Annotated in this window: 19 protein-coding genes; 10 read left to right on the forward strand and 9 right to left on the reverse strand. The window is 57.3% G+C overall.

From position 1 onward, the window contains the following. The first annotated feature begins 10 nt into the window (after positions 1-10). Genes GGR28_RS16770 through GGR28_RS16790 form a run of 5 tightly spaced genes read left to right on the forward strand, consistent with a single transcriptional unit; the run spans position 11 to position 6,871 of the window. Complete coding sequence (locus GGR28_RS16770; RefSeq protein ID WP_183496978.1) at positions 11-1,702, forward strand: ribulokinase; 1,692 nt, start codon at positions 11-13, stop codon at positions 1,700-1,702. Further along, complete coding sequence (locus GGR28_RS16775; RefSeq protein ID WP_183496979.1) at positions 1,689-2,387, forward strand: L-ribulose-5-phosphate 4-epimerase; 699 nt, start codon at positions 1,689-1,691, stop codon at positions 2,385-2,387. Before GGR28_RS16770 ends, GGR28_RS16775 begins: the two co-directional genes overlap by 14 nt. An 11-nt stretch (positions 2,388-2,398) precedes the next feature. Beyond that, positions 2,399-3,901, forward strand: coding sequence for an L-arabinose isomerase (gene araA / locus GGR28_RS16780; protein WP_183496980.1), 1,503 nt, complete (start codon positions 2,399-2,401; stop codon positions 3,899-3,901). A gap of 18 nt (positions 3,902-3,919) precedes the next feature. Continuing rightward, complete coding sequence (locus GGR28_RS16785) at positions 3,920-5,104, forward strand: aldose epimerase family protein (RefSeq protein ID WP_183496981.1); 1,185 nt, start codon at positions 3,920-3,922, stop codon at positions 5,102-5,104. A gap of 12 nt (positions 5,105-5,116) precedes the next feature. Continuing rightward, a complete protein-coding gene (locus tag GGR28_RS16790; RefSeq protein WP_183496982.1) occupies positions 5,117-6,871 on the forward strand; it encodes a sodium:solute symporter in 1,755 nt (584 codons plus the stop codon). Between the two features lie 8 nt (positions 6,872-6,879). Here GGR28_RS16790 and GGR28_RS16795 read toward each other — a convergent pair whose 3' ends face one another. Further along, positions 6,880-7,632: an SGNH/GDSL hydrolase family protein gene (locus GGR28_RS16795; protein ID WP_183496983.1), complete on the reverse strand. Its 753-nt coding sequence runs from the start codon at positions 7,630-7,632 to the stop codon at positions 6,880-6,882. 126 nt (positions 7,633-7,758) lie between these two features. On the opposite strand from GGR28_RS16795, the gene GGR28_RS16800 reads away from it, so the two are divergent. The 4 genes from GGR28_RS16800 (at position 7,759) to GGR28_RS16815 (ending at position 13,322) form a co-directional block, all read left to right on the forward strand. Then, positions 7,759-9,873: a hypothetical protein gene (locus tag GGR28_RS16800; RefSeq protein WP_183496984.1), complete on the forward strand. Its 2,115-nt coding sequence runs from the start codon at positions 7,759-7,761 to the stop codon at positions 9,871-9,873. Positions 9,874-10,069: 196 nt separating this feature from the next. Then, the gene (locus tag GGR28_RS16805; RefSeq protein WP_183496985.1) at positions 10,070-10,825 is read left to right on the forward strand and encodes a 3-keto-disaccharide hydrolase; all 756 of its coding nucleotides are present in this window, start codon (positions 10,070-10,072) and stop codon (positions 10,823-10,825) included. Positions 10,826-10,849: 24 nt separating this feature from the next. Next, positions 10,850-12,196, forward strand: coding sequence for a Gfo/Idh/MocA family protein (locus GGR28_RS16810; protein WP_183496986.1), 1,347 nt, complete (start codon positions 10,850-10,852; stop codon positions 12,194-12,196). 22 nt (positions 12,197-12,218) lie between these two features. Beyond that, entirely contained in the window at positions 12,219-13,322 is a 1,104-nt protein-coding gene (locus GGR28_RS16815) for a Gfo/Idh/MocA family protein (RefSeq protein ID WP_183496987.1), read from the forward strand. A gap of 43 nt (positions 13,323-13,365) precedes the next feature. On the opposite strand, the gene GGR28_RS16820 is transcribed toward GGR28_RS16815, so the two are convergent. The 3 genes from GGR28_RS16820 to GGR28_RS16830 all read right to left on the reverse strand — a co-directional run bounded on the left by GGR28_RS16820 (position 13,366) and on the right by GGR28_RS16830 (position 17,375). Then, the gene (locus GGR28_RS16820) at positions 13,366-14,094 is read right to left on the reverse strand and encodes a class I SAM-dependent methyltransferase (RefSeq protein WP_183496988.1); all 729 of its coding nucleotides are present in this window, start codon (positions 14,092-14,094) and stop codon (positions 13,366-13,368) included. Positions 14,095-14,158: 64 nt separating this feature from the next. Beyond that, positions 14,159-15,640 (reverse strand): mannitol dehydrogenase family protein, encoded by a 1,482-nt coding sequence (locus GGR28_RS16825; RefSeq protein ID WP_183496989.1) that lies wholly within the window; start codon positions 15,638-15,640, stop codon positions 14,159-14,161. A gap of 16 nt (positions 15,641-15,656) precedes the next feature. Continuing rightward, the gene (locus tag GGR28_RS16830; protein ID WP_183496990.1) at positions 15,657-17,375 is read right to left on the reverse strand and encodes a purine-cytosine permease family protein; all 1,719 of its coding nucleotides are present in this window, start codon (positions 17,373-17,375) and stop codon (positions 15,657-15,659) included. Positions 17,376-17,816: 441 nt separating this feature from the next. Here GGR28_RS16830 and GGR28_RS19395 point away from each other — a divergent pair, with 441 nt between their 5' ends. After that, positions 17,817-18,248, forward strand: a complete 432-nt coding sequence (locus GGR28_RS19395; protein WP_183496991.1) for a cold-shock protein — start codon at positions 17,817-17,819, stop codon at positions 18,246-18,248. Positions 18,249-18,389: 141 nt separating this feature from the next. Here the strand turns inward: GGR28_RS19395 and GGR28_RS16840 are convergent, their stop codons facing one another. The 5 genes from GGR28_RS16840 to GGR28_RS16860 form a co-directional block, all read right to left on the reverse strand. Next, positions 18,390-18,587, reverse strand: a complete 198-nt coding sequence (locus GGR28_RS16840; protein ID WP_183496992.1) for a cold-shock protein — start codon at positions 18,585-18,587, stop codon at positions 18,390-18,392. Between the two features lie 488 nt (positions 18,588-19,075). Then, complete coding sequence (locus tag GGR28_RS16845; protein ID WP_183496993.1) at positions 19,076-20,035, reverse strand: NAD(P)-dependent alcohol dehydrogenase; 960 nt, start codon at positions 20,033-20,035, stop codon at positions 19,076-19,078. A 180-nt stretch (positions 20,036-20,215) separates the two neighbouring features. Continuing rightward, positions 20,216-20,533: a hypothetical protein gene (locus GGR28_RS16850; protein WP_183496994.1), complete on the reverse strand. Its 318-nt coding sequence runs from the start codon at positions 20,531-20,533 to the stop codon at positions 20,216-20,218. Positions 20,534-20,747: 214 nt separating this feature from the next. Then, positions 20,748-21,551: an IS3 family transposase gene (locus GGR28_RS16855; RefSeq protein ID WP_183496995.1), complete on the reverse strand. Its 804-nt coding sequence runs from the start codon at positions 21,549-21,551 to the stop codon at positions 20,748-20,750. A gap of 158 nt (positions 21,552-21,709) precedes the next feature. After that, a complete protein-coding gene (locus tag GGR28_RS16860; protein WP_183496996.1) occupies positions 21,710-21,904 on the reverse strand; it encodes a transposase in 195 nt (64 codons plus the stop codon). Positions 21,905-22,557 lie beyond the last annotated feature (653 nt).

Consider the following 22,557-nt stretch of genomic DNA (forward strand, 5'->3'; position numbering starts at 1 on the left):
TCCTCCGAACATGACCGACACGAACAACTACGTCATCGGCCTCGACTACGGCTCCGACTCCGTGCGGGCGGTGCTCATCGACGCCGCAACCGGCCGGGAGATGGCCTCCGAGGTCTATTGGTACCCCCGCTGGAAGGCCGGTAAATACTGTGACCCGGCGCGTAACCAGTTTCGCCAGCATCCCCTCGATCACCTCGAAGGACTGGAACGCACGATTCGGGGCGTGGTCACCACATCCGGCGTCGCTCCCGCAAGCGTCAGGGGGATTTGCGTGGATACCACCGGCAGCTCTCCCGTACCCGTCGACGCGGCGGGGATGCCGCTGTGCTTCTCCCCCGGCCTGGAGGAGAACCCCAATGCCATGATGGTGCTCTGGAAGGACCACACGGCCATCGCCGAAGCGGAGGAGATCAACGAGCTGGCCCGCAACTGGGGCGGCCCCGACTACACCAAGTACGCGGGCGGCATCTACTCCTCAGAGTGGTTCTGGGCCAAGATCCTGCACGTGATTCGGGAGGACAGCGCCGTGCGGGAGCAAGCCTATTCCTGGGTCGAGCACTGCGACCTGATGACCCACCTGCTCACGGGCGGTAAGCACATCGACCAGCTGAAGCGGAGTCGCTGCGCCGCCGGCCACAAGGCCATGTGGCACGAGGAATGGGACGGTCTGCCGCCCACCGAATTCCTCGCCCAGCTCCACCCCTACCTTGCTGAGCTCCGCGCTAGACTATACCAGAATACCTACACCTCCGACGCGGTGGCCGGCAAACTCAGCGAGGAATGGGCGAAAAAACTCGGACTGACCACCGCGACCGTAGTGTCCGTCGGCACCTTCGATGCCCACGCGGGAGCCATCGGTGCGGGAATCACCGAGCACTGCCTGGTGCGGGTGATGGGCACCTCCACCTGCGACATGATGGTTGCCTCCCGGGAGGTGGTTGAGGATCATGCGGTACGCGGTATCTGCGGACAGGTCGACGGCTCCATCCTGCCGGGCATGGTCGGCCTCGAAGCCGGTCAGTCGGCCTTCGGTGACGTACTGGCCTGGTTCAAAGGGGTCATCATGGGCCCCACCCGCGAGCTGCTCTCCAGAAGCGCCTTCCTGACCGATGAACTAAAGGAGGCACTGAGCGAGGAAATGGACCGCAACCTACTCCGCCTACTCACCGAGCGCGCCGAAGCGCTCCCCCTTTCCGACCAACTGCCCACGGCCCTGGACTGGATCAACGGTCGCCGCACCCCCGATGCGGACCAGTCGCTGAAGAGTGCCATCACCAACATCTCCCTGGGCACCGGCGCACCCGAGCTCTTCAAGGCCCTGGTGCACGCCATCTGCTTCGGCTCCCGCAAGATCGTGGAGCGCTTCGAGGACGAGGGCATCCGGATCGACAAGGTGATCGGTATCGGCGGGGTGGCCCGCAAATCCGGTTACATCATGCAGACGCTGGCCAACGTGCTCGACCGCCCGATCGTCGTCGCAACCTCCGACTACGCTCCCGCCCTCGGCGCGGCCATCTACGCCGCCGTCGCCGCCGGACTCTATCCCGATATCCTAACCGCCAGCGCCAAACTCGCGAGCGACTACGAAGCCGAATACCGTCCCGACCCGGAGCAGGTGCGGCAGTTCCGCCCGCTTTTCGAACGCTACGTGGCGCTCGGTCACTTCGTCGAAGCACAAACCCCCACCCATGCCCTCCTATAAAGAACTGAAACGAGCGTGCTACGAGGCCAATATGGGGCTCAATGCCCTCGGCCTGGTCATCTACACCTTCGGCAACGTCAGCGCCGTCGACCGCTCCACCAGCACCTTCGCCATCAAGCCCAGCGGGGTAGCCTACGAGCAACTCGCGCCGGAGGACATCGTCATCGTTGACTTCGAAAACCAGGTCGTGGAAGGCAAGCTGCGCCCCTCCTCGGACACCAAGACCCACGCCTGGCTGTACAAGAACTGGGAGGACATCGGCGGGATCGCCCACACCCACGCCACCTACTCCGTAGCCTGGGCCCAGGCGCAAATGGACATACCGATCATGGGCACCACCCATGCCGATCACCTCACCGAAGACGTGCCCTGTGCCCCCCCCATGAGCGACGAACTGATCGCGGGCAACTACGAGCACAACACGGGCATCCAGATCACCGACTGCTTCCGGGAGCGGGGACTAGATTACCGGGAAGTGCCCATGGTGCTCCTGGGCAACCACGGTCCCTTCGCCTGGGGCAAGGATGCCGCTCAGGCGGTGTACCACAGCCGGGTCCTGGAGGAAGTCGCCCGTATGGCCTACCTCGCCCGCCAGATCAATCCGGCCGCACCCCGCCTCAAGGATGCCCTCATCCGCAAACATTACGAAAGAAAGCACGGCCAAAACGCTTACTACGGCCAGTAACCCAGCACATCATGATAAATAATAAAGAACTCTGGTTCATCACCGGAAGTCAACACCTTTACGGTGCCGCCGCCCTGGAGCAGGTGGCCAACCATACCACTACGGTAGTAAATGGAATTAACGACCAGGCCAAACTGCCGGTCGCTCTTCGGCAAAAGCCGGTGGTCACCACCTCGGAGGAAATCCTGCAGGTCTGTTTGGAAGCCAACGCTGATCGCAATTGTATCGGCGTAGTGGTCTGGATGCACACGTTTTCCCCGGCCAAGATGTGGATCCGCGGACTCACCTGTCTCAGCAAACCGCTTTGCCACCTCCACACCCAGTTTAACGCCGAGATCCCCTGGGAGAGCATCGACATGGACTTCATGAACCTCAACCAGTCGGCCCACGGCGATCGGGAGTTCGGCTTCCTCATGTCGCGAATGCGCAAGAAACGGAAGGTGATCGTCGGTCACTGGCAGAGCCCCGCCGTACAGCGCAAGCTCAATGTGTGGTCGCGCGTCGCTCTCGGGTGGTCGGAATTCCAAAATCTCCAGGTCGCCCGCATCGGCGACAACATGCGGCAGGTGGCCGTGACGGAGGGCAATAAAGTCTCGGCCGAAATGCGCTTCGGTTTCGGGGTGAACGGCTACTCCGTCGCGGACGTGATGGCCCACCGGGAAGCCGCATCCGACGCCGCCACGACCCAACTCGTGGAAGAATACGAAAGCGCCTACGACCTCCCCCCCGCCCTGGTGTCCGGTGGTGCGCAGCGGGAGTCGTTGCTCGAAGCGGCCCGCATTGAGCTGATCCTGAAGTCTTTCCTCGAAGAGAACAATTTCGGTGCCTTCACCGACACCTTCGAGAACCTCGGCGAATTCAAGCAACTGCCGGGCATCGCGGTACAGCGCCTCATGCAACAGGGCTACGGCTTCGGCGGCGAGGGAGACTGGAAAACCGCCGCCCTGCTTCGGTGTATGAAGGTGATGGGTGAAGGACTGGAGGGCGGCACCTCCTTCATGGAGGATTACACCTACCACTTTACCCCCGAGCGGTCCTACGTCCTCGGTTCCCACATGCTGGAAATTTGCCCGTCCATCGCCAGCGGTCAGCCCTCCTGCGAGATCCATCCGCTCGGCATCGGGGGAAAGAGCGACCCCGTCCGCCTGGTTTTCGACGGCAAGCCCGGCAGTGCCCTCAACGCCTCCCTCATCGATATGGGCAACCGCTTCCGCCTGCTGGTCAACGAGGTCGAAAGCATCGCTCCCCAACACCCCCTCCCCAAACTGCCCGTCGCCCGGGTGCTCTGGGATCCCAAGCCTAACCTGGATGTGGCCGCTACTTCCTGGATCCTGGCCGGGGGGGCGCACCATACCGTCTACACCCAATCGCTCACTACGGAATACCTGGAAGACCTGGCCGACATTGCCGGTATCGAGTTGCTGGTGATCGACGAACGCACCCGCGTACGCGACTTCAAGGACGACCTCAACGCCAATGAGGCTTACTACCACCTTTTCCAACACGGCTACTAAGCTGAAAAATCTACCATCATGCGCTACCCAACAGTTACGGGCCTCCCCCTCTTCTGCCTTCTGGTCATTTCCCTCTGCTTCGCACACTGTGGCAGCAGCGAAACCCCGCCGGCCACGGAAGCGGATTCCACACCCGCCGCAACCACCGCCTCGATCACCAAAACTGGTTACGGCACCACGAGCGCCGGCGGGGCGGTCGATAAGTACACCCTCCGGAACGCCCGGGGCATGGAAGTGGAGGTGATCACCTACGGCGGCATCATCACCTCGCTCACCGCCCCCGACTCGGCCGGTAACTTCGCGAACGTTACCCTGGGTTTTGATGACCTGGAAGGTTACCAGGCCAATAATCCCTACTTCGGTGCCCTCATCGGTCGCTACGGCAACCGCATTGCCGGCGCCAAATTCACCTTGGACGGTAAGGAGTACACCCTGGAAGCCAACAACGGGCCTAACCACCTTCACGGCGGGGTCACCGGATTCGACAAGGTCGTCTGGGAAGCCAGCGAAGTGCCTTCGGACACCGAGCCCGGCCTGCGCCTTACCTACCTGAGCCCCGACGGTGAGGGCGGCTACCCCGGCAACCTGAGCACAACGGTCGTGTATACCCTCCGGGACGACAACAGCCTGGAAGTAAGCTACGAAGCGACGACCGACCAGCCGACCGTCGTCAACCTGACGCAGCACGCCTACTTCAACCTCTCGGGTGATTTCTCCCGCGACATCCTCGACCACGTGGTGGAGATCGACGCCGACCGGTTCCTCCCCGTCGACGCCACCCTGATCCCCACCGGCGAATTACAGCCGGTTGCCGGCACCCCCTTCGACTTCACCAAGCCCAAACCCATCGGCCGCGACATCGGGCAGTCCGACGATCAGCTGACCAAGGGCAAAGGATTCGATCACTGCTGGATACTCAATTCCCCCGGTGGGGGGAACGCCGTAGCGACAGTCTACCACCCCGCCACCGGTCGGTACATGGAGGTGTTTACCGACGAGCCCGCGATCCAGTTCTACACCGGCAACTTCCTCGACGGTACGCTGCCCGCATTGGGTGGCGGCACCTACGGCCGGCGGACCGGCCTCTGCCTGGAAACCCAGCACTACCCCGACTCGCCCAACCAGGCGGCCTTCCCCTCCGTCGTGCTGCGGCCCGGAGAAACCTACGCGACCACTACGACCTACAAGTTCTCCACTAAGTAACTGCCGACTGCAATGTCCGTACTCGCTACCCTCGACTGGGTGATCATTGCCCTGTACTTCGTCATCATTCTCGGTATCGCCTGGTGGGTGATCCGGCAGAAAAACGACACCTCCGACGACTACTTCCTGGCGGGGCGCAACCTCGGCTGGTTCGTCATCGGCTCGTCCATCTTCGCCTCCAACATCGGCTCCGAACACATCGTCGGTCTGGCCGGCTCCGGGGCGACCGACGGTGTGGCGATGGCCCACTACGAACTCCACGCCTGGTGCCTGCTGGTGCTGGGGTGGGTGCTCGCCCCCTTCTACATGCGCTCCAAGATCTATACGATGCCGGAGTTCCTGGAGAAACGGTTTAGTGCTGCTTCCCGCTACGTGCTGTCGATCATCTCCCTGATCGCCTACGTGCTCACCAAGGTGGCCGTCGGCATCTTCGCGGGGGGCATCGTGTTCGGCGTGTTGCTGCCGGAGGTGAGCTTTATGGGGCTCGACAGCTTCTGGGTCGGCTCGATTCTTATGATCCTGCTGACGGGTGCCTACACCATCATGGGCGGACTCAAGGCCGTGGCGTACACCGAGGCCATCCAGACGGTGATCCTGATCTTCGGGGCCGTCACCGTCACGGTCTACGGTCTCGATGCCCTCGGCGGCTGGGGCGAACTGAAGCGCATCGCGGGCTCCGAAATGTTTAACCTCTGGAAACCCCTCGTACCCGAGGGCGTGGAGGGCACCTGGGAACCGGTACTGACCGAAACACGCATGGCCTGGTACTTCAACAGCAATTACCCCTGGATCGGCATGCTTTTCTGCGCCCCGATCATCGGCCTGTGGTACTGGTGTACCGACCAGTACATCGTGCAGCGCATGCTGGGAGCCGCTAACCTGACGGAGGCCCGCCGGGGCACAATCGCCGCGGCCCTGTTCAAGCTGCTGCCCGTCTTCATCTTCATCATTCCCGGCATCATCACCTTCGCCCTGGCCGCGAGCGGCAAGATGCCCGAACTGGCCGAAACCCTGCTCGACGCGGACGGCAACATCATCAACGCCAACGCTCAGCAGGTCTTTCCCCTGCTCGTCGCCAAGGTGCTGCCCGCCGGTATTCGCGGACTGGTCGTGGCCGGTCTGCTGGCCGCCCTCATGTCCTCCCTGGCCGGCGTATTCAACGCCTCCTCGACCCTCTTCACGATGGACCTCTACTCCAAGTTCCGGCCCAACGTGAGTGAACGGCAGCTGGTGCGCGTCGGCCGCATCGCTACGGCGGTGATGGTGGTCATCGGCCTGCTGTGGATTCCGGTGATCCAGGGCAGTCGGGGCCTTTACGACTACTTGCAGAGCGTTCAGGGCTACCTGGCGCCGCCCATCTTTGTCGTCTTCTTCTTTGGGGTATTCAATAAACGACTGAACGCCAAGGGAGCCCTGGCGGCCATGCTCGTGGGCTTTACCCTGGGCCTCTTCCGGCTCATGATCGACACCCCGGTGATGCTCAACGAAGGATTTGCGTACGAAGAAGGCTCGTTTTTCTGGATCATCAACAATACCTTCTTCCAGTACTACAGCTTGCTGATCTTCCTGATCTCAGCCCTCACGATGGTCGTCGTCAGCTACGCTACGGAAGCGCCCCCGCTGGAGAAGGTTCGCGGCTTAACGATGTCGACGGTATCCGACGAGCAGCGGGCCGAAACCCGGGCCAGCGTCCGTACCGCCGACATCGTCGTGTCGGTCCTGGTGGTCGTCCTGATCCTGATCGCTTACGGCTACTTCACCGGCTAGCGCCTAGCCTACCACAGCTTATCGAAGGTCTCCATCCACGCCTGTGCCATCCGGTAACTCCCGGCCAGGCTGGGGTGGACGCCGTCGGCTCCCCAGTAGGCGGCGGGGGCTTCCTCCAGCGCATCGTCGAACACCCGCTGGTAGGGCACCCACCCCGTATCGAACTCGTCGGCCACTTCCCGGGCGGCTTCCTGGTAGGCGGGGAATTCGTTGGCCCAGCGGGCGTCCTCTACGGCCTTGCCTCCCCGGATGATGAAGGGCTCGCCGAGCATGAACTTCACGTCGGGCAACTCATCTTTAGTGCGCTGGAGCAGGTTCTTCAGGTCGGTACGGTAGACATCGACCGTGCCGTCGTACTTACCGTTCAGCATGTGCCAGAAGTCATTGACGCCGATCAGGATGCTGATGACGTCGGGCTGTAGGTCCAGCGCTTCCTCCTGCCAGCGTTCGGCCAGCTGGTACACCTTGTTGCCACTGACGCCGCGGTTGTAGCTCGTCAGTTCCGTTTCGGGGTGGGTACCGAGTAGCGCGGCGGAGGCGAGCAGGACGTAGCCCGTACCGGTGTGTCCGAAATCGTTGGCCTGGGTGCGTTCACGATTGCGACCGGCGTCGGTGATTGAGTCGCCCTGAAAGAGGACCGTGAGTTGCTCCGGCACGTGGGCCGGTTTTGGGGCGGGCGAGGAATGCAGGGCGACGCTACCGGCAAAGGCGGCGGGAAGCAGGGCGGCATTGCGCACGAAGGCGCGGCGGCTGTGGGTCATGATCGTTGGTTTATGCTGCCGTTAAGGTAATATGCCGAAACTAACTTTTTGCCGTCACTTCCTTGGGCGGGGACGCAGGAGCCGGCCACTTGGAAAAAGGAGCAACCAAATCGGGTATATTCGGGTATGCAGACAGGCTCTTTCACTCTCCTTTTCCTGACGGTTGTCCTCTTTGGTTCCCATCCGTTAGCCGCCCAGTCCATCGATCGCCAACCCATCGTCGACCGCCACCGGGTGGTATTAAATAGCCTGGATACAATGAGCGCGCTGACGGTGGGTAACGGGCGTTTCGCGGTGACGGTAGACGCCACCGGACTGCAGACCTTCCCCGAACACTACCAGCACGGCATCCCGCTCGGCACCCTCTCGGAGTGGGGCTGGCACAGCTTTCCGGCCGATTCCGCCTACACCATCGATCAGACCTTACGGTACACGCGCTCCCACGGTCGCCAGGTGCCCTACGCCGTGCAGTGGCCGAGCGGTACGCCCCAGGGCGCGGCGGCCGACTATCTCCGGCAGAACCCTCACCGCCTCCACCTCGGTCAGTTGGGCTGGGACCTTCGCAAGCGGGACGGCTCACCGATCACGGTCAGTGATATTACCGATATTCGTCAGGAACTCGATATGTGGAACGGGGCAATTGTAAGCTCCTTTGCGGTCGAGGGCACTCAGGTCGAGGTACGCACCGCGGCGGAACAGACCACCGATGCCTTAGTGGTTAGTGTGACCAGTCCGCTGATCGCAGCGGGTCGCCTATCGCTCACCATAAACTACCCCTACCCTACCGGCGCGTGGTTAGACGAGGCCGCAGATTACGCTGCCAACGAGCAGGATCGGCTAGCTGCCCGTCGCGTCAGTAACGACTGGTGGGAAGTCATTCGCCGAGTTGACACTACCACTTACTACACCGACCTAACCTCCGACCGCCCCCTTACCCGCATCGACTCCCTACCCCACGGCTACCGGTGGCGACCCGGGGGTGGCGGTGGGGACGACTGGTTTTTCCGAGTAGCCTTTGCTCCTTCCCGAATTGACACGGCACCTGCGGTCCCGCCCAAGTCCTTTGAGGAAATAGCCGGTGCGTATCACGCTTTCTGGAACGACCACGGCATCATCGATTTCGGCGCGGTTACTGACCCGCGCGCCTTAGAACTGGAACGCCGCATGGTGCTTTCCCGCTACCTCACCCACGTCAATACGAGTGGCAGCATGCCGCCGCAGGAAACGGGCCTCACCTACAACTCCTGGTACGGAAAGCCCCACCTAGAAATGGCCTGGTGGCACGGGGTACACTTTGCGCTATGGGGCGAGCCGGAGGTACTGGCGCGGCACCTCGACTGGTACTTTACCGCCCTGCCCGGTGCCCGCGCGATCGCCGAACGACAGGGCTTTGCGGGCGTGCGCTGGCAAAAAATGACCGACCCGGACGGCGGCGAAACGGCTTCCTCCATCGGCTCCTACCTACTCTGGCAGCAACCCCACCCAATCTACTTTGCCGAGCTGCTTTACCGGCTGAATCCCCACGACTCCCTGCTCCGAAAGTATGCTCCCCTAATCGAAGCCACCGCAGAGTTCATGGCCGATTTCGCCTACTACGACTCCACCCGACAGGAGCGGGTACTCGGCCCCGGCATCATTGCCGCCCAGGAACGCTTCGGCGCCGACACCACCGTCAATACCACCTTCGAACTGGCCTACTGGCGGTGGGGACTGGAAACCGCCCAGCAGTGGCGCGAGCGGCTGGGACAAGAGCGGCAACCCGATTGGGACCGGGTACTCACCCAACTCGCTCCCCTCCCCGAGCGCAATGGCATCTACCTGGCTGCGGAAACCTCCCCCGACTCCTACACCAACGCGCGCTACCTCACCGATCACCCCAGCGTGTTGGCCGCCTACGGGCTGCTGCCCGCCACCGAGGGGTTGGACACCGCGACGATGCGCCGCACCCTCGACACCATCTGGCGCGTCTGGCACTGGGAAGACACCTGGGGCTGGGATTTTCCCATGACGGCCCTGACCGCCACCCGCCTCGGACAGGCCGAACGCGCCGTCGCCGCCCTGCTCATGGACGTCCCGAAGAACGTGTACCTTAAAAACGGCCACAACTACCAGCGCGACAACCTGCGGCTGTACCTGCCCGGCAACGGTGGCTTCCTTACCGCCCTCTCCCAGATGGCCGTACTCGACGGTTTTCCGGCGGGGTGGGCGGTGCGCTGGGAGGGCTTGGAGGGGATGCCGTAGAGACCGTCTCGGACCAGAGGCCGCTCGAGCTGTATCTGCGAAGTAATCTGCGTGTTCTGCGTAATCCGCGGTTGAACCTTCCACGCACACCCCATACCCTCGGCGTGCAACGCCTCGACCTAATCCCACCCTTATCGGTGGTTTTATTACCTTTCCATCCGGGGCGCTTCCCCCACTACCGCACAAACGATCATACATGAACCACTTGTTGAGCTCTTTGCTCTTTCTTCTCCTCCTTTGCTCCTGCGCACCCCGCAACCAAACCACGGACGACGGATGGATCAGCCTCTTCGACGGAGAAACAACCGAAGGATGGCGGGGCTACAACGCCCAGGAAATGCCCCCCGGCTGGGTGGCCCAGGATGGCGTACTCTACTTCGATACCGAAGTCGAACTGGAGCAGGACTACACCGGCGGCCGCGACATCATCTACGGGGAGCGGGAATTCGACAACTTCGAGCTGTCGCTGGACTGGAAGATACCACCCGGCGGCAACAGCGGGGTGTTCTACCACGTGAAGGAAGGGTACGGAGCCCCCTCGGAGATCGCACCCGAATACCAGCTCATTGACGACGAAGGGTATGCGGAAATACACGACCTGACGGGCTACAACAGTCAATTCGGTGCCGAGCACCCGGAGCAACTCCAGGACTGGCAGAGCACCGCGGCAAACTATGCCATGCATACCCCCGATCCCGCGAAGAAGAAGCTGAATCCCGCCGGCGAATGGAACACCACCCGCATCGTGTACACCCCCGAACGGGTCGAGCACTGGCTGAACGGTCAACTTGTCCTTTCCTTCGAACCATACTCCGACGACTGGCAAAAAAAGCGTGATTCCGGCAAGTGGAAGGACGCTCCCGACTACGGCAAATTTCGCAGCGGCTATATTGCGCTGCAGGACCACGGCAGCCCCCTCTGGTTCCGCAACATTAAAATTCGGGAGCTTTAACCCCCACCTAAGTAGATCATCAGCATGAAAAGAAGAACATTCATTCAGAGCAGCACGGCGCTGGCGGCAGCCGCCCTTTTACCGGGTTGCGCGGTCCGGTTGCCGGCCGGAAAGCAGCGCCTCCGCACCGCCCACATCGGACTCGGTTACCAGGGGGCCGAAGACATGAAAGCCATCGCTTCCCATGCATCGGTGGACGTAGTAGCAATCTGCGACGTCGACACCAAATTCCTCGCCGCCGCCCAGGCCAAGCATCCCGACGCCCGCGCCTTCGCCGACTACCGGGTGATGCTGCGCGAAATGGGTGACGACATCGATGCCGTGGTCGTGGCCACCCCCGACCATACCCACGCGCCGGCCTCCCTGCTGGCCATGAATATGGACAAGCCCGTATACTGCCAGAAGCCCCTGACCCACCACGTTTCGGAGGCCCGGGAGATGGACCGCGTGGCCCGGGAACGCAAACTGGTGACTCAGATGGGTATCCAGGTACACAGTTTTTACGACTACAGACTGGCTACCCAGCTGATTCAGTCGGGGATCATCGGCAAGGTGCATACCGTGCGCGCCTGGTCGCCGAAAAATTGGGGCTACGACGCCCCCGAACCCACGACGAGCGATCCGGTACCGCCTACGCTGGACTGGAACCTCTGGCAGGGCACCGCACCGCAGCGGGACTACGTGGAGGGTCGGTACCACCCCAGCAACTGGCGGCAAATCCTGGACTACGGCTGCGGTACCCTCGGCGACATGGGCGTCCACATCTTCGACACCCCCTACAACGCCCTGGAACTCGACGTGCCCCTCACCATCGTGAACGAGTGTCGTCCGCCCACCGGCTACGGTTTCCCCGAAAACAACGTGGTCACCTACGAATTCCCCGGCACTCCCCACACCGCCGAGCGCCTTAAGTGGGTGTGGTACGACGGCCCCGGCGCCCCGGCCGACCACCCCGATCTCGAGCTCCCCAACGGCGACGAATTGCCCGACCAGGGCGCGGTCTTCATCGGTGAAAACGGACGCCTCCTCCTCCCCCACTTCATGCAGGAGCCCCGCCTGATCGTCGACGGTGCCTACCAGAACATCGATACCGAGGTGGCGAGTGCCGCAGAGACCCTCCAGCTCGGTACGCCGATCCGGAACTACGAAACGGAGAGTCCCAAGCACTATCACCAATTCGTCGATGCCTGCCTCGGCAGGGGACAGACGAGTGCCCCCTTCAGCTACGCCGCGCGACTGACGGAAGTAATTCTGCTGGGTGTGATCGCCGGTCGCTTCCCCGGACAAACGCTGCACTGGAACGCCGAAACGGCCCGCTTCGCGGAGAACGATGCCAATCAATACCTGGAAGGGGATTACCGTGAGTTTTAAGCGGGGCGCTAACCCGGTCGCCATGCGCTATCTACTTCTGCTCCTGATTACCCTGTCGATGACGCTACCTACCGCCAGCGGTCAACCATCTCCCCTTCGTGTGGGAGTGGTAGGCCTGACCCACACCCACGTGCACGGCATCTTCAACAGCGAGGGCCGGGGCGACATCGAGATCGTCGGCATCGTCGAACCGAATGACACGCTGGCCCAACGCTACGCCGACCAGTACGGATTTGCCAAGGAGTTGGTCTACCCTACCCTGGAAACGATGCTCGCGGCACAACAGCCTACTGCCGTGACCGCCTTCGGTACGATCTATGACCACCTCGGTATCGTGGAAGTTTGTGCCCCCCTCGGCATTCACGTTATGGTGGAAAAACCGCTGGCCGTAAGCCTCGAACACGCCCGCCGTATGCAGGAATTGGCGGAGCAGCACGACATTCACCTGCTTACCAATTACGAAACCACCTGGTACCCCACGAACCACCGGGCCTACGAGTTGCTCAAACAGGACAGCCTCATCGGAGCGTTACGCAAGGTGATCGTCCGCGACGGACACCGGGGCCCAAAGAAGATCGGCGTCGATCCGGAATTTCTGGAGTGGCTCACCGACCCCGAGCTAAACGGCGGGGGGGCGCTCACTGACTTCGGCTGCTACGGCGCCAACCTGATGACCTGGTTGATGGACAACGAGCGCCCGCTGACCGTCACGGCAGTTACCCAGCAGCAACAGGCGGAGAATAATCCACTGGTCGACGACGAAGCCCTGATCATCCTTACCTACCCCGAAGCAGTGGCCGTGATTCAGGCGTCGTGGAACTGGCCCATCGGCAGGAAGGACATGGAAATATACGGACTGCAGGGAGTAATTTATGCCGATAACCGCCAGGATTTGCGGGTCCGCAAGCCCGTAGGATACGATGGCTTTACGGAAGAAGAATACACCCTGGACGATCGCTCTACCCCCTACGACGACCCGTTTTCCTACCTCGCTGCCGTGATCGACGGACGGGTTGAAGTGAAGCCCACGGACCTTTCCGCCCTACAGAATAATATGATCGTGATGGAAATACTAGATGCCGCAGTTCGGAGCGCAACGTCGGGCCAAACCATCCAACTTAAGTAGCGTCACACCGGGGCGGCGGCGCGCGGGTGCAGTGAAGTACAGTTCAAGCAAGCAACTTGCCGACAATACCGGTGTAGTCTTCGCTTTCCAATCCGTGGAGCCTAATGGCCTCGAACGATACGGAAAATCCCGCCTCGGCAAGCCGGCTTTCCCAAACAGATTTCGGGAATATGCCGTCGACGGTACTGTCGCTGATGCAGACGGTCTCCTGTCCCCGCTCCTTCATCAGGTAGGCGTAGTCTGTCCATACCACGGAATCGGAGGGGTCGGGATCGTACGTCCACTCCAGGTACCGGATGCTCCGGTCTTCCGCATCGTGGCCCCCGTGGCTGGTGCGAGGACGGTAGGTTTCCCGGAAAAAATCCGGCACGACGAATAGTATTCCCCGGGAATTCAGGTGACGTTTTGCTACCTGGAAGACCCGGATCAGGTCACTTTCGTTCGTGATGGACATGATGGCGTCGTGAATGAATACCAGGTCGAATTTCCGGTCTAAATTCATCGTCCGCATATCGGCGATAAGGTGTTCGCATTCCGGATTGATCGCTTTGCTCACCTCAAGCATGGACGGCGAAAGATCGGTAAGCGTGAGGGTACATTTCTTCTTTAGGTGAAACGCATTGTTTCCGCCTCCCGAACCCAGCTCGAGAAGTGTTTTGGTATCCTTTTGGTGCTTCGAAATGATTTGCCAGTAAACTTCCGCCTCCTCGCGGTAATCGTCCGGGGAAGAAAGTAAGTGCCACCAGTGAGCCAGTTCGTCGTATAGCTTCATGGGTTTACAAAGCTCCTGCGCTCCGCCGCCCTCCGCTACCGAATATATGCTAAAAATGAATCGGTTACAACAGGTCGCTCATCAGTTGCCGGATCTGTCCTCCCCGGTAGATCGTGCGGACCATGCGCTCGTACTCCTGCGTAAAGCGCTTATCGTTAGTCAGGTTACCGAAGATGGCGGGTTGTTGGAGGAAGGCCAGGGAGTTTGCCGGTGTATCCTGCGCTGCTTCCTTCAGTTCGGCCTGCATCGCATCGATAATTTCGAGGGGTTCGCCATTTTCGTTGACCTGCTTGTCGCTGTAGTAGCACCATGCCGCCAGGACCAGGGTAGCAAACTCGATGCTTCCGTCTGCGGCCAGGTTTTCCCTGATGGTAGGGATCAAGAATTTGGGCAGCTTAGCGGAGCTTTCCGAGCATATACGCCCTACGCTATCCTTGATGTTCGGGTTGGCGAAACGCTCCTCCAGACTGTCTTTGTACTGCTCTATATCGACACCCTCGACGGTACCGAGAACGGGGGTTACCTCCCGGTCCATGAACTCGCGGGTAAATGCGGCGAAGACGGGATCGCCCATACAGGCATCGATGGTGGGGTGCCCGTGAATCGCGCTCAGAATGCCCAGCACGGAATGCCCGGCATTTAGCAACCGGATTTTCATCCTTTCGTAGGGGGCTACGTCCGGCACGAACTGTACGCCGACCTTTTCCAGTGGGGGCCGATCGCCCGAAAATTTATCTTCCACTACCCACTGTAGGTACGGCTCACATACGACGGGCCATTCGTCGATCACGCCATGGTTATTTTTCAGTTGCTCGATGTCCCGCGATTTCGTTACCGGAGTGATGCGGTCGACCATGGTGTTGGGGAAGCGGACCTTCTCTTCGATCCATTCGGCAAGCTCAGGGTCTTGCTTTTGGGCGAAGGCCAGCACCATTTTGCGGGCCATATCTCCATTGTGCTGAATGTTGTCGCAGGACAACAGCGTAAAGGGGGGCAGTCCGGCATCCCGTCGTTTTCTCAGGGCCGCGGTCAGGTATCCAAATACGGTGCGGGGCTCGGTCGGATGCTGTAGTTCGTGCTGAATATCGGGGTTCCCAAAGTCGAAGGCTTCCGAAACCGAGTTGAAGTTGTACCCGCCTTCGGTGATGGTCAGTGAAACGATCTTAGTAGCGGGGTGAGCCATGCGATCGATGACCCGGTCGGGATCGTCGACCGCCAGCAAGAACTCCTTCAGGGAGCCGATGACTTCGGTTTCCTCCGTCCCATCCGGGTGTTGGGTGATGAGGGTGTAGAGGCAATCTTGTTTTGCGAAGACGTCAGCTATGTTTCGGTCGGCCTCCCGTAGGCCTACACCGCAGATGCCCCATTCCGTTGCACCGTGACGCTCTAGCAACTGATGGATGTAGTATGCCTGGTGGGATCGGTGGAATCCACCCACGCCGATGTGGACGATTCCCAGCTTGAGTTCCTGTCGATCGTAGGTCGGACAGGGTATGCGCGAGGCAATCTGACCGAGATTTCGGTGATTTAACTGAATGGGTTCCATGGTATTTTTTGATGTACTAGTTGACGGCGGTTGCCTTCCCTCTTTTCATCGCCCAGTAGGCGGTAATGAAATAGGTAACGGTGCAAATGAAGCCATAGAAGTAGAAGGTTTCCCGGTTGGCGTCATAACTATTTTCATCCGCACTTCCGAACAGGACGTTTGCCGCGAGTGCCAGGGTGATTCCGAGAGCGAGAAGGGCAACCGTTCTAAGTAATTTGGAGAAGGCGGAGGTGTCCTTTATTACCAGGGGTTCCTCGCTTGCTTGATCTTGTTGATACTCCTCAATTGCCCGGTTGCGACGTTGTTCCTTCGCTTCCTCCACGGGGTACTTCTCCTTAGCACCGTATCGCCCGGCCAGTAGGGTGTAAACAGCAATTGTGAAGAACCAGGTGGGGATGAAGAGGTAGTAGAACGACATCAGGTTCAGCATATTCAGTCCGAAACCGAAGACCAGGCCCAACCCCCAGGATGCTACCGCGGGCACGGAATGGGCGTAGTTTTGGTACTGGGACCAGTATCTGGTAAAGCCGATTCGGGGAAAGATTTGGTGCTCCGCAAACACGATCGCTCCGACGGGTACGACCAACAGACCCGCGTAGGTGAGCAAGGGTAGAATCTGGGAAAACACGAAGGGGAAGCACCCGATGACCACCATGGCGATACCGACCGCCAGGGTGGTCGTACTTCTTGACTTATTGCTGAAAATAGCCTGAGCGGCAAGACCCGCTCGGTACAGATTTGTGATTGCCGTAGTCCATCCCGCAACAATCACGATTACGAAACCGGATAGCCCAAGGGCATAGTAGGCAACATCGCCCGGATCGAGTTCCACGATTGTTTTGCCCAGAATTACGGCGGCACCGGCCCCCATGATTCCCGCGGAAATCCACGCGACGTAGTGGCCGAAAAGCATTCCGGTACTGGTTGCCAGGCCGTAGGATTTCTTCTTAGCGAAGCGCAGCAGGGCCATGTCGATCAGTCCGAAGTGGGTGATCGTATTTGCCGCCCAACCAAAACCGACGACCTCCCAGAGGCCGATTCCCGGTTGTCCCGTACTGTCTACCCCGGTCCAAATGGACTGATCCCCGATCGCAACGAGATCCGCCCAGCTGCCGGGGAGCGTTTCGCCCAACACTGCCAACGATAAGACCGGTAGTAGCACGAGCGCGCCGCTCGTAAACATCGTAAACAACCAGGGCGCACAGATACCGGAAAAGTCGGAGACGGCGTTGAATCCGTACATGGCGACGAACACCACTACCGTACCTACGGCCAGTACGATCAACACGAACCAAAGATTCGTTGGGTACCAGTCTAACTGTGCGGGAATGTCAAAGGCAAAGCGCACCGCCGTTGCGGATACGGTTACCATCGCTGCGGATATGACCGTGAAGATGATGACGTTCGCCCAGTCGTAGAGTTTCGACATGGAGTTGCCCGCAATCTTGTTGAGGTAGGTGTAGAGGCTCAGGCGGGTATCGACGGCGATCGGCGTGGTGATCAGCGTCCAACTGAGCACCGCCAGTATATTTCCGATGAGGAGGCCCAGGACAATGTCCATCGTCTTGGCCCCGAGCGCGACGAAAGTGGCACCGATAACAAATTCAGTGGCTGCTACGTGTTCCGCGGCGTAGAGTCCGGCAAAATGCGTCCAGCCGTGAAGTTTGTGTTTAGCAACCGGCAGCTGCTCCTCGTGCAATTTTTCAAACTGTGCAAATTCGGCGGTCTCATTCATTATACTGAGTAGGGAGTGATCAACACCCGGGTGTTGTTAGAAATCTTCCGAAATGAAAACGACTAGGACGTACCCCGCTTCGGTCCAGAATATTGGCCTAAGGTAACCAAGCAGGCTTTATCGTAAAACCGATTGCTCGTTAACTTCCGAAGGTCGGAGATGCGTTTCCTGATGATCAGGCGAGGTTTTGACGCGGCTGCGGAACTACGGCTCAGGTAGAATGAAGACCGCCATTGCCGTGGAAGACGCTATTGCGGGTCAATTAGATTGAGCAAAACCCGATCCCATAATAGGATTCACAACGGCAGGTGGGGGAGGTTGCCAGGGCAAGGCTGTGTAACTTTTCTGCTGAAATATTGTTCAGGATATTGCATTAGTAATCAGTGCATTGCAGAGTCTTCTCATCGGCAACAAACCGAATTTTTCACACAAGTATTTACAATGGCAGATAGTTTTAACAAAAAAGAAAGGGAGAAGAAGCGGCAAAAGAAGAAGCGGGACAAGGAACACAAGAGGGAGCAAAAGAAGCTGAGTTCGACCAAGCCCGCCGAGTTCATGTACCTGGACGAGGACGGTCATTTGACCACAGAGGCACCCGATCCGGCGCGTAGGAAGAAAGTGAGCATCGACGAAATTGATATCAGTACCCGCAAAACGGGCAAATCATCAGAGTCTAAGTTTGAAAAATTGGGCGTCGTCAAATTTTTCAATTCTGAGAAAGGCTACGGCTTTATCGTAGACAACGAAACCAAGGATAGCTACTTTGTCCACGTCGACAATATCGAGGACACCATTAAAGATGGCGATAACGTAAGCTTTGAAACAGGAAAGGGGCCGAAGGGTCCGATAGCTGTTTCGGTCAAAGTACTGTAGCTTTGCGTTGCGTTGAACGAGTGGCCACGATAAATTCAGTGGCATTTTTTCCTCGATGTATCGGGGTATATACGGTTAAAAATAAAGTAGGCTCATCAACGCGTTGATGAGCCTACTTTATTTTTAAGAAATGGAATGTACCTATTGTACCAAGGATACGTTCACCGCATTCAGTCCCTTCTTTCCTTCCTCAACTTCGTAAGAGACTTTGTCTCCCTCAGTGATTGTGTCGCCATTCAAATCGTTTGCGTGGACGAAAACATCCTTACCTCCATCGTCTGGGGTAATGAATCCGAATCCTTTGCTCTGATTGAAAAATTTGACTGTTCCGTTGGTCATTATAAAATCATATTCGTTGTACAGAGGCGAGATAATAGCTTACTAACTCTACCAAACCACAATATACGCCTCTTTTAGCGGATGGCTCCATATTATTTGACGCAGCTGCCCGTAAAAGACAAACCGGCAGTACATTCAGGTGATTGAATCAGCGCCAAGGAAGCGAATGAGAGGGTAATTTTTTGCAAGCAGTTGAGGCTGGCATGGGGTGGCAAGCGAACGAAGGGGGTAAGTCAGTCTCAACTCTTCTGAAATCGCGCGCGTAATTTTTGGCATTGTTGATGTCCCCGTAGACTTCCCGTTGCGTGACGTTAGCCTGTGAAATTTCAACTTGGCACTTGCTCCAGACAGTCAACATTCGAGGTAGCGAAGCAGCGGCAATACCCTTTAAACGAGGTAAATCTTCGGCAACCCATGTTGGTACAAGCCACGAAGTTTACCTTTTCATGGTGGGTATAACTGGCGGATGCTGGCGCGAAGTTGGGCACTCACCTCCAAATATTTAGCATAACATTTCCCGTTTTTTGCCCCGTAATCACGTATGCATAAGCGTTAGAAATATCGCTTAAGGAGTACTCTCTATCGATAACGGGACTGAACCTTCCTGATACTAACTTACTTTCGATGAAAGGCATAAATTCTCGCTGACTACAGGGTATTGGGAATATGACTTTTTTACTACCCGATGAGGTAAGGAGTGAGTAGATCACGTTTTGGAAATAAGGACCCAATTCCGAGGATGTATAAGTTCCGTTTCTTTTCAGCAGGGGTTTACACTTACCAAACGTCCATTTACCAACCGCATCAAATATGTGATCATACACCTCCCCACCGTGTAGAACGTTTTCCTTGGTATAATCATAGACCCTGTCGGCACCCAGAGACTTTACAAGTTCAATGTTTTCTGCATTGCAAGTCGCGGCTATGCGAACATCATATTCTCTTAAAAACTGCAACAGGGCAGAACCGATTGCACCGCTTGCGCCATTGATCAGAATTCGTTGCTGGGGACGGACACTTACCTTCCGAAGAAAGGAGTAAGCGTAGGTACCGCCTTCTAAACTTGCGGCAGCCCTTCTATAGTCAATGTTTTCAGGAATAGCGTACACGTTTTCTTCAGCTACTGCCGTATATTCAGCGTGTGATCTTGAGCCCGTATCATTGAAACCAAATACGCTATCTCCTACGCTACAGGATGACACGCTTTTTCCTACTGATACGATCTCACCCGCAAAGTCCGTCCCTAGTATTATCTCTTTTGGTCTAAAGAAACCCAGGACAAACCGCATGAGGAATGGTTTGGCGGCGAGGTTTGCGCAATCCGTCCTATTTACAGTCGCAGCTACTACCCGGATCAGGACCTCCTTATCTCCACACTGTGGCAAGGCTACTGATTCAAGGTTTATCCCGTCGGGATTGCAGTAGTTTCGGCGGATACCTGCTTTCATACGCCAGATCAATATTTTATTCCTGCGTTTACATTCGGTTCGACTAGAAAATAATTATCCCATTCCTGCCCCTTACGGATCCAACTCCTGCCGGTCTTCGTATTGTGGGTGGGATTACATCTATCCGAGAAGTATGCCACTCCACTAGCCACCTCCCGTAGTAGGCCGGGCAGCGTATGTTTAGCTGCTCGATTTGTATTGTTTTATAGAGAGATTTGTCCATAAATTACCAAATACACTTTCTACACAAGCTTTACAAACAGGCATACTTCGATCGATAATTTCTTCTCCGAGCGTTCCTAAACTACTGGCGGACAAATGAAATGTGTCTGTCTTCATCAGAACATGCCACTCAATCAACTCATCAAGAAGGATAACGTAAACAGTCCAATCTTCGGCATCTTCGAAGTTGGTACGGGTTAAAAAGTGCTTCGCATCTTCTGAAAAAACAAAAACTACTGATTGATTTCCATGAGCTGCACAGTCGATCATAGCCATACTAGAAACAATTTTGGAATCTCCGCCTTGGCTGCTTTACTTAGCCCATCAGTGCAAAATTATATCAATAGCGCAGGCACTGTTTGTAAAAAGTAGAGAAGCACCGATCTTGAAGATGTCGAGCTTCCCATTCCATGTTCTTCCTCGTGGTCAGGCCAGCCGACTATAATACCTCGGGTTTTCAGACCACGCAGCCAAGTTAGTTAGTTGAAAGTTAGGCGGCGTTTCGGTACCGCTGAATAGGTTTTACTCGGCACATCCCTTGGTGATCCCGGTGGTGGTAGCGATGCAGCCACTCTTCGATTCCTCGGTACAGTTGCCGGCCGTCGTCGGCGGGATTCAGATAAATGTGTTGATACTTAATCGTGCGCCAGAAGCGCTCGATATAGATGTTGTCCAGGGCTCTTCCCTTGCCGTCCATGCTGATGGAGATGCCCTGTTCCCGCAGGTAGGTGACGTACTCGGAGCAGGTAAATTGGCAACCCTGGTCGGAGTTCAAGATCTCTGGAGCACCGTGTTCGGCGATGGCTTGTCGGACCACCCCCAGGCTGACTTCGGCGGCCAGAGTGTTGGCCAAACCCCAACCTACGATATAGCGCGAATACACGTCAATGATGGCCGTGAGATACATGAAGCCTTTGTGCATCGGGACGTGAGTGATATCAATGGCCCAGACCTGCCCCGGTCGGTTGATCTCCAGGTCACGCAGCAGGTAAGGGTGAACGTACTTCGCCTGCCGTAGTACCGTCAGGTGCCGTCGGGGGTAAATGGCTCGGATACAGGCTTTGCGCATTAATCTACGCACCCGTTCGTAGCCCGCGTAATACCCTTTATCTCGGAGCATCGACTGCATGGTCAGCACGCTCGCCGTAGGCTCCTCCAGGATGTGTCCGTCCATCAGCCGCATCATCGCCAGGTTCTGCACGCTCTCGCCCTTAGGCTCATAATAGACGCTGCCACGGCTCACCGAAAGCAAGTCGCACTGCCGGCGAATAGACAGGGAAGCCTGGATCTCCACCCCGGAGCGTCTTACTGCAGGTGATCCAATCTAGCTAAGTTTTTTTTAACAAGTCGCGCTCCATCTGCAACTGACCAATATTTGGCGTAGAGTTGCTGGAGTTCGGCTTCGCTGGCCGTAACCGCATCGGAGCCACTGGTCGACTTGCTCTTACCGGTCTAAAAAACCTGCTCGGAGCCGGCGATAAACTCCTGCTTCCACTGGCTGATCTGGTTGGGGTGCAGCTCGAATTTCTCCGCCAGTTCGGCCAGCGTCTGTCTCTCTTTCAAGGCCTCAATCGCCACTTTTGCTTTGAAGGCAGGGGTGACCGCCGAAGGCAGCAGCGGAGCTAATTTTCTTCTCGATCGCTTCATGTTACAAGTTAAGTTTTCACCTTAGCTCGTGGTCCAATTTTGCCGAGGTATTATAACGACCCCTGTGATCACGATATCTTCAATATTGCTTAAATCGATCATTTTATCAATTTGTATAGGCTACGGCGATGAACCATTTGCCTGCCGGCATTAATCTTACAGTCCTAATCAACCGACAAGAGGTATAGACCCACAAGAACTAACAAAATGAATCCTCCTATGGCTTTAGGAAAAAGATAGTCACGTGTGAAAGCAGTTTTTTGTCGCTTCTTAATTTTACGGAGATTCAATAAGCTATAGATTCCAAATGCCAAGCAGGCTGTACCAACAATGTGCTTTATCTCTATCAAGATTGAAAACATGTACAATAGATTATAAAATTAAAGCCGCTTTACATTTTCATTATTTAGCGTACTAGAGATTAACATTTGGTTGCTCATTCTGACATATTCTAAACTGATATGAACAGAATTTATTGCTTACATCCGCCTTGTATAAATGCATAACTTTATAAGTTTAAGGCAGGTATTAACTTTGCCTTTCCCTAAAGTTACTTTTGGTTTGATTGTTGTGGGCCGGCCTAATGCCAGTTTTCGTTGAGTGAAACAGACAGTTTGGACAGCGGATAAGAGACCTGCCTTACACTTTTTTTT

It is taken from the genome of Neolewinella aquimaris (genome assembly GCF_014197245.1).
Taxonomy (GTDB): Bacteria; Bacteroidota; Bacteroidia; order Chitinophagales; family Saprospiraceae; genus Neolewinella; species Neolewinella aquimaris.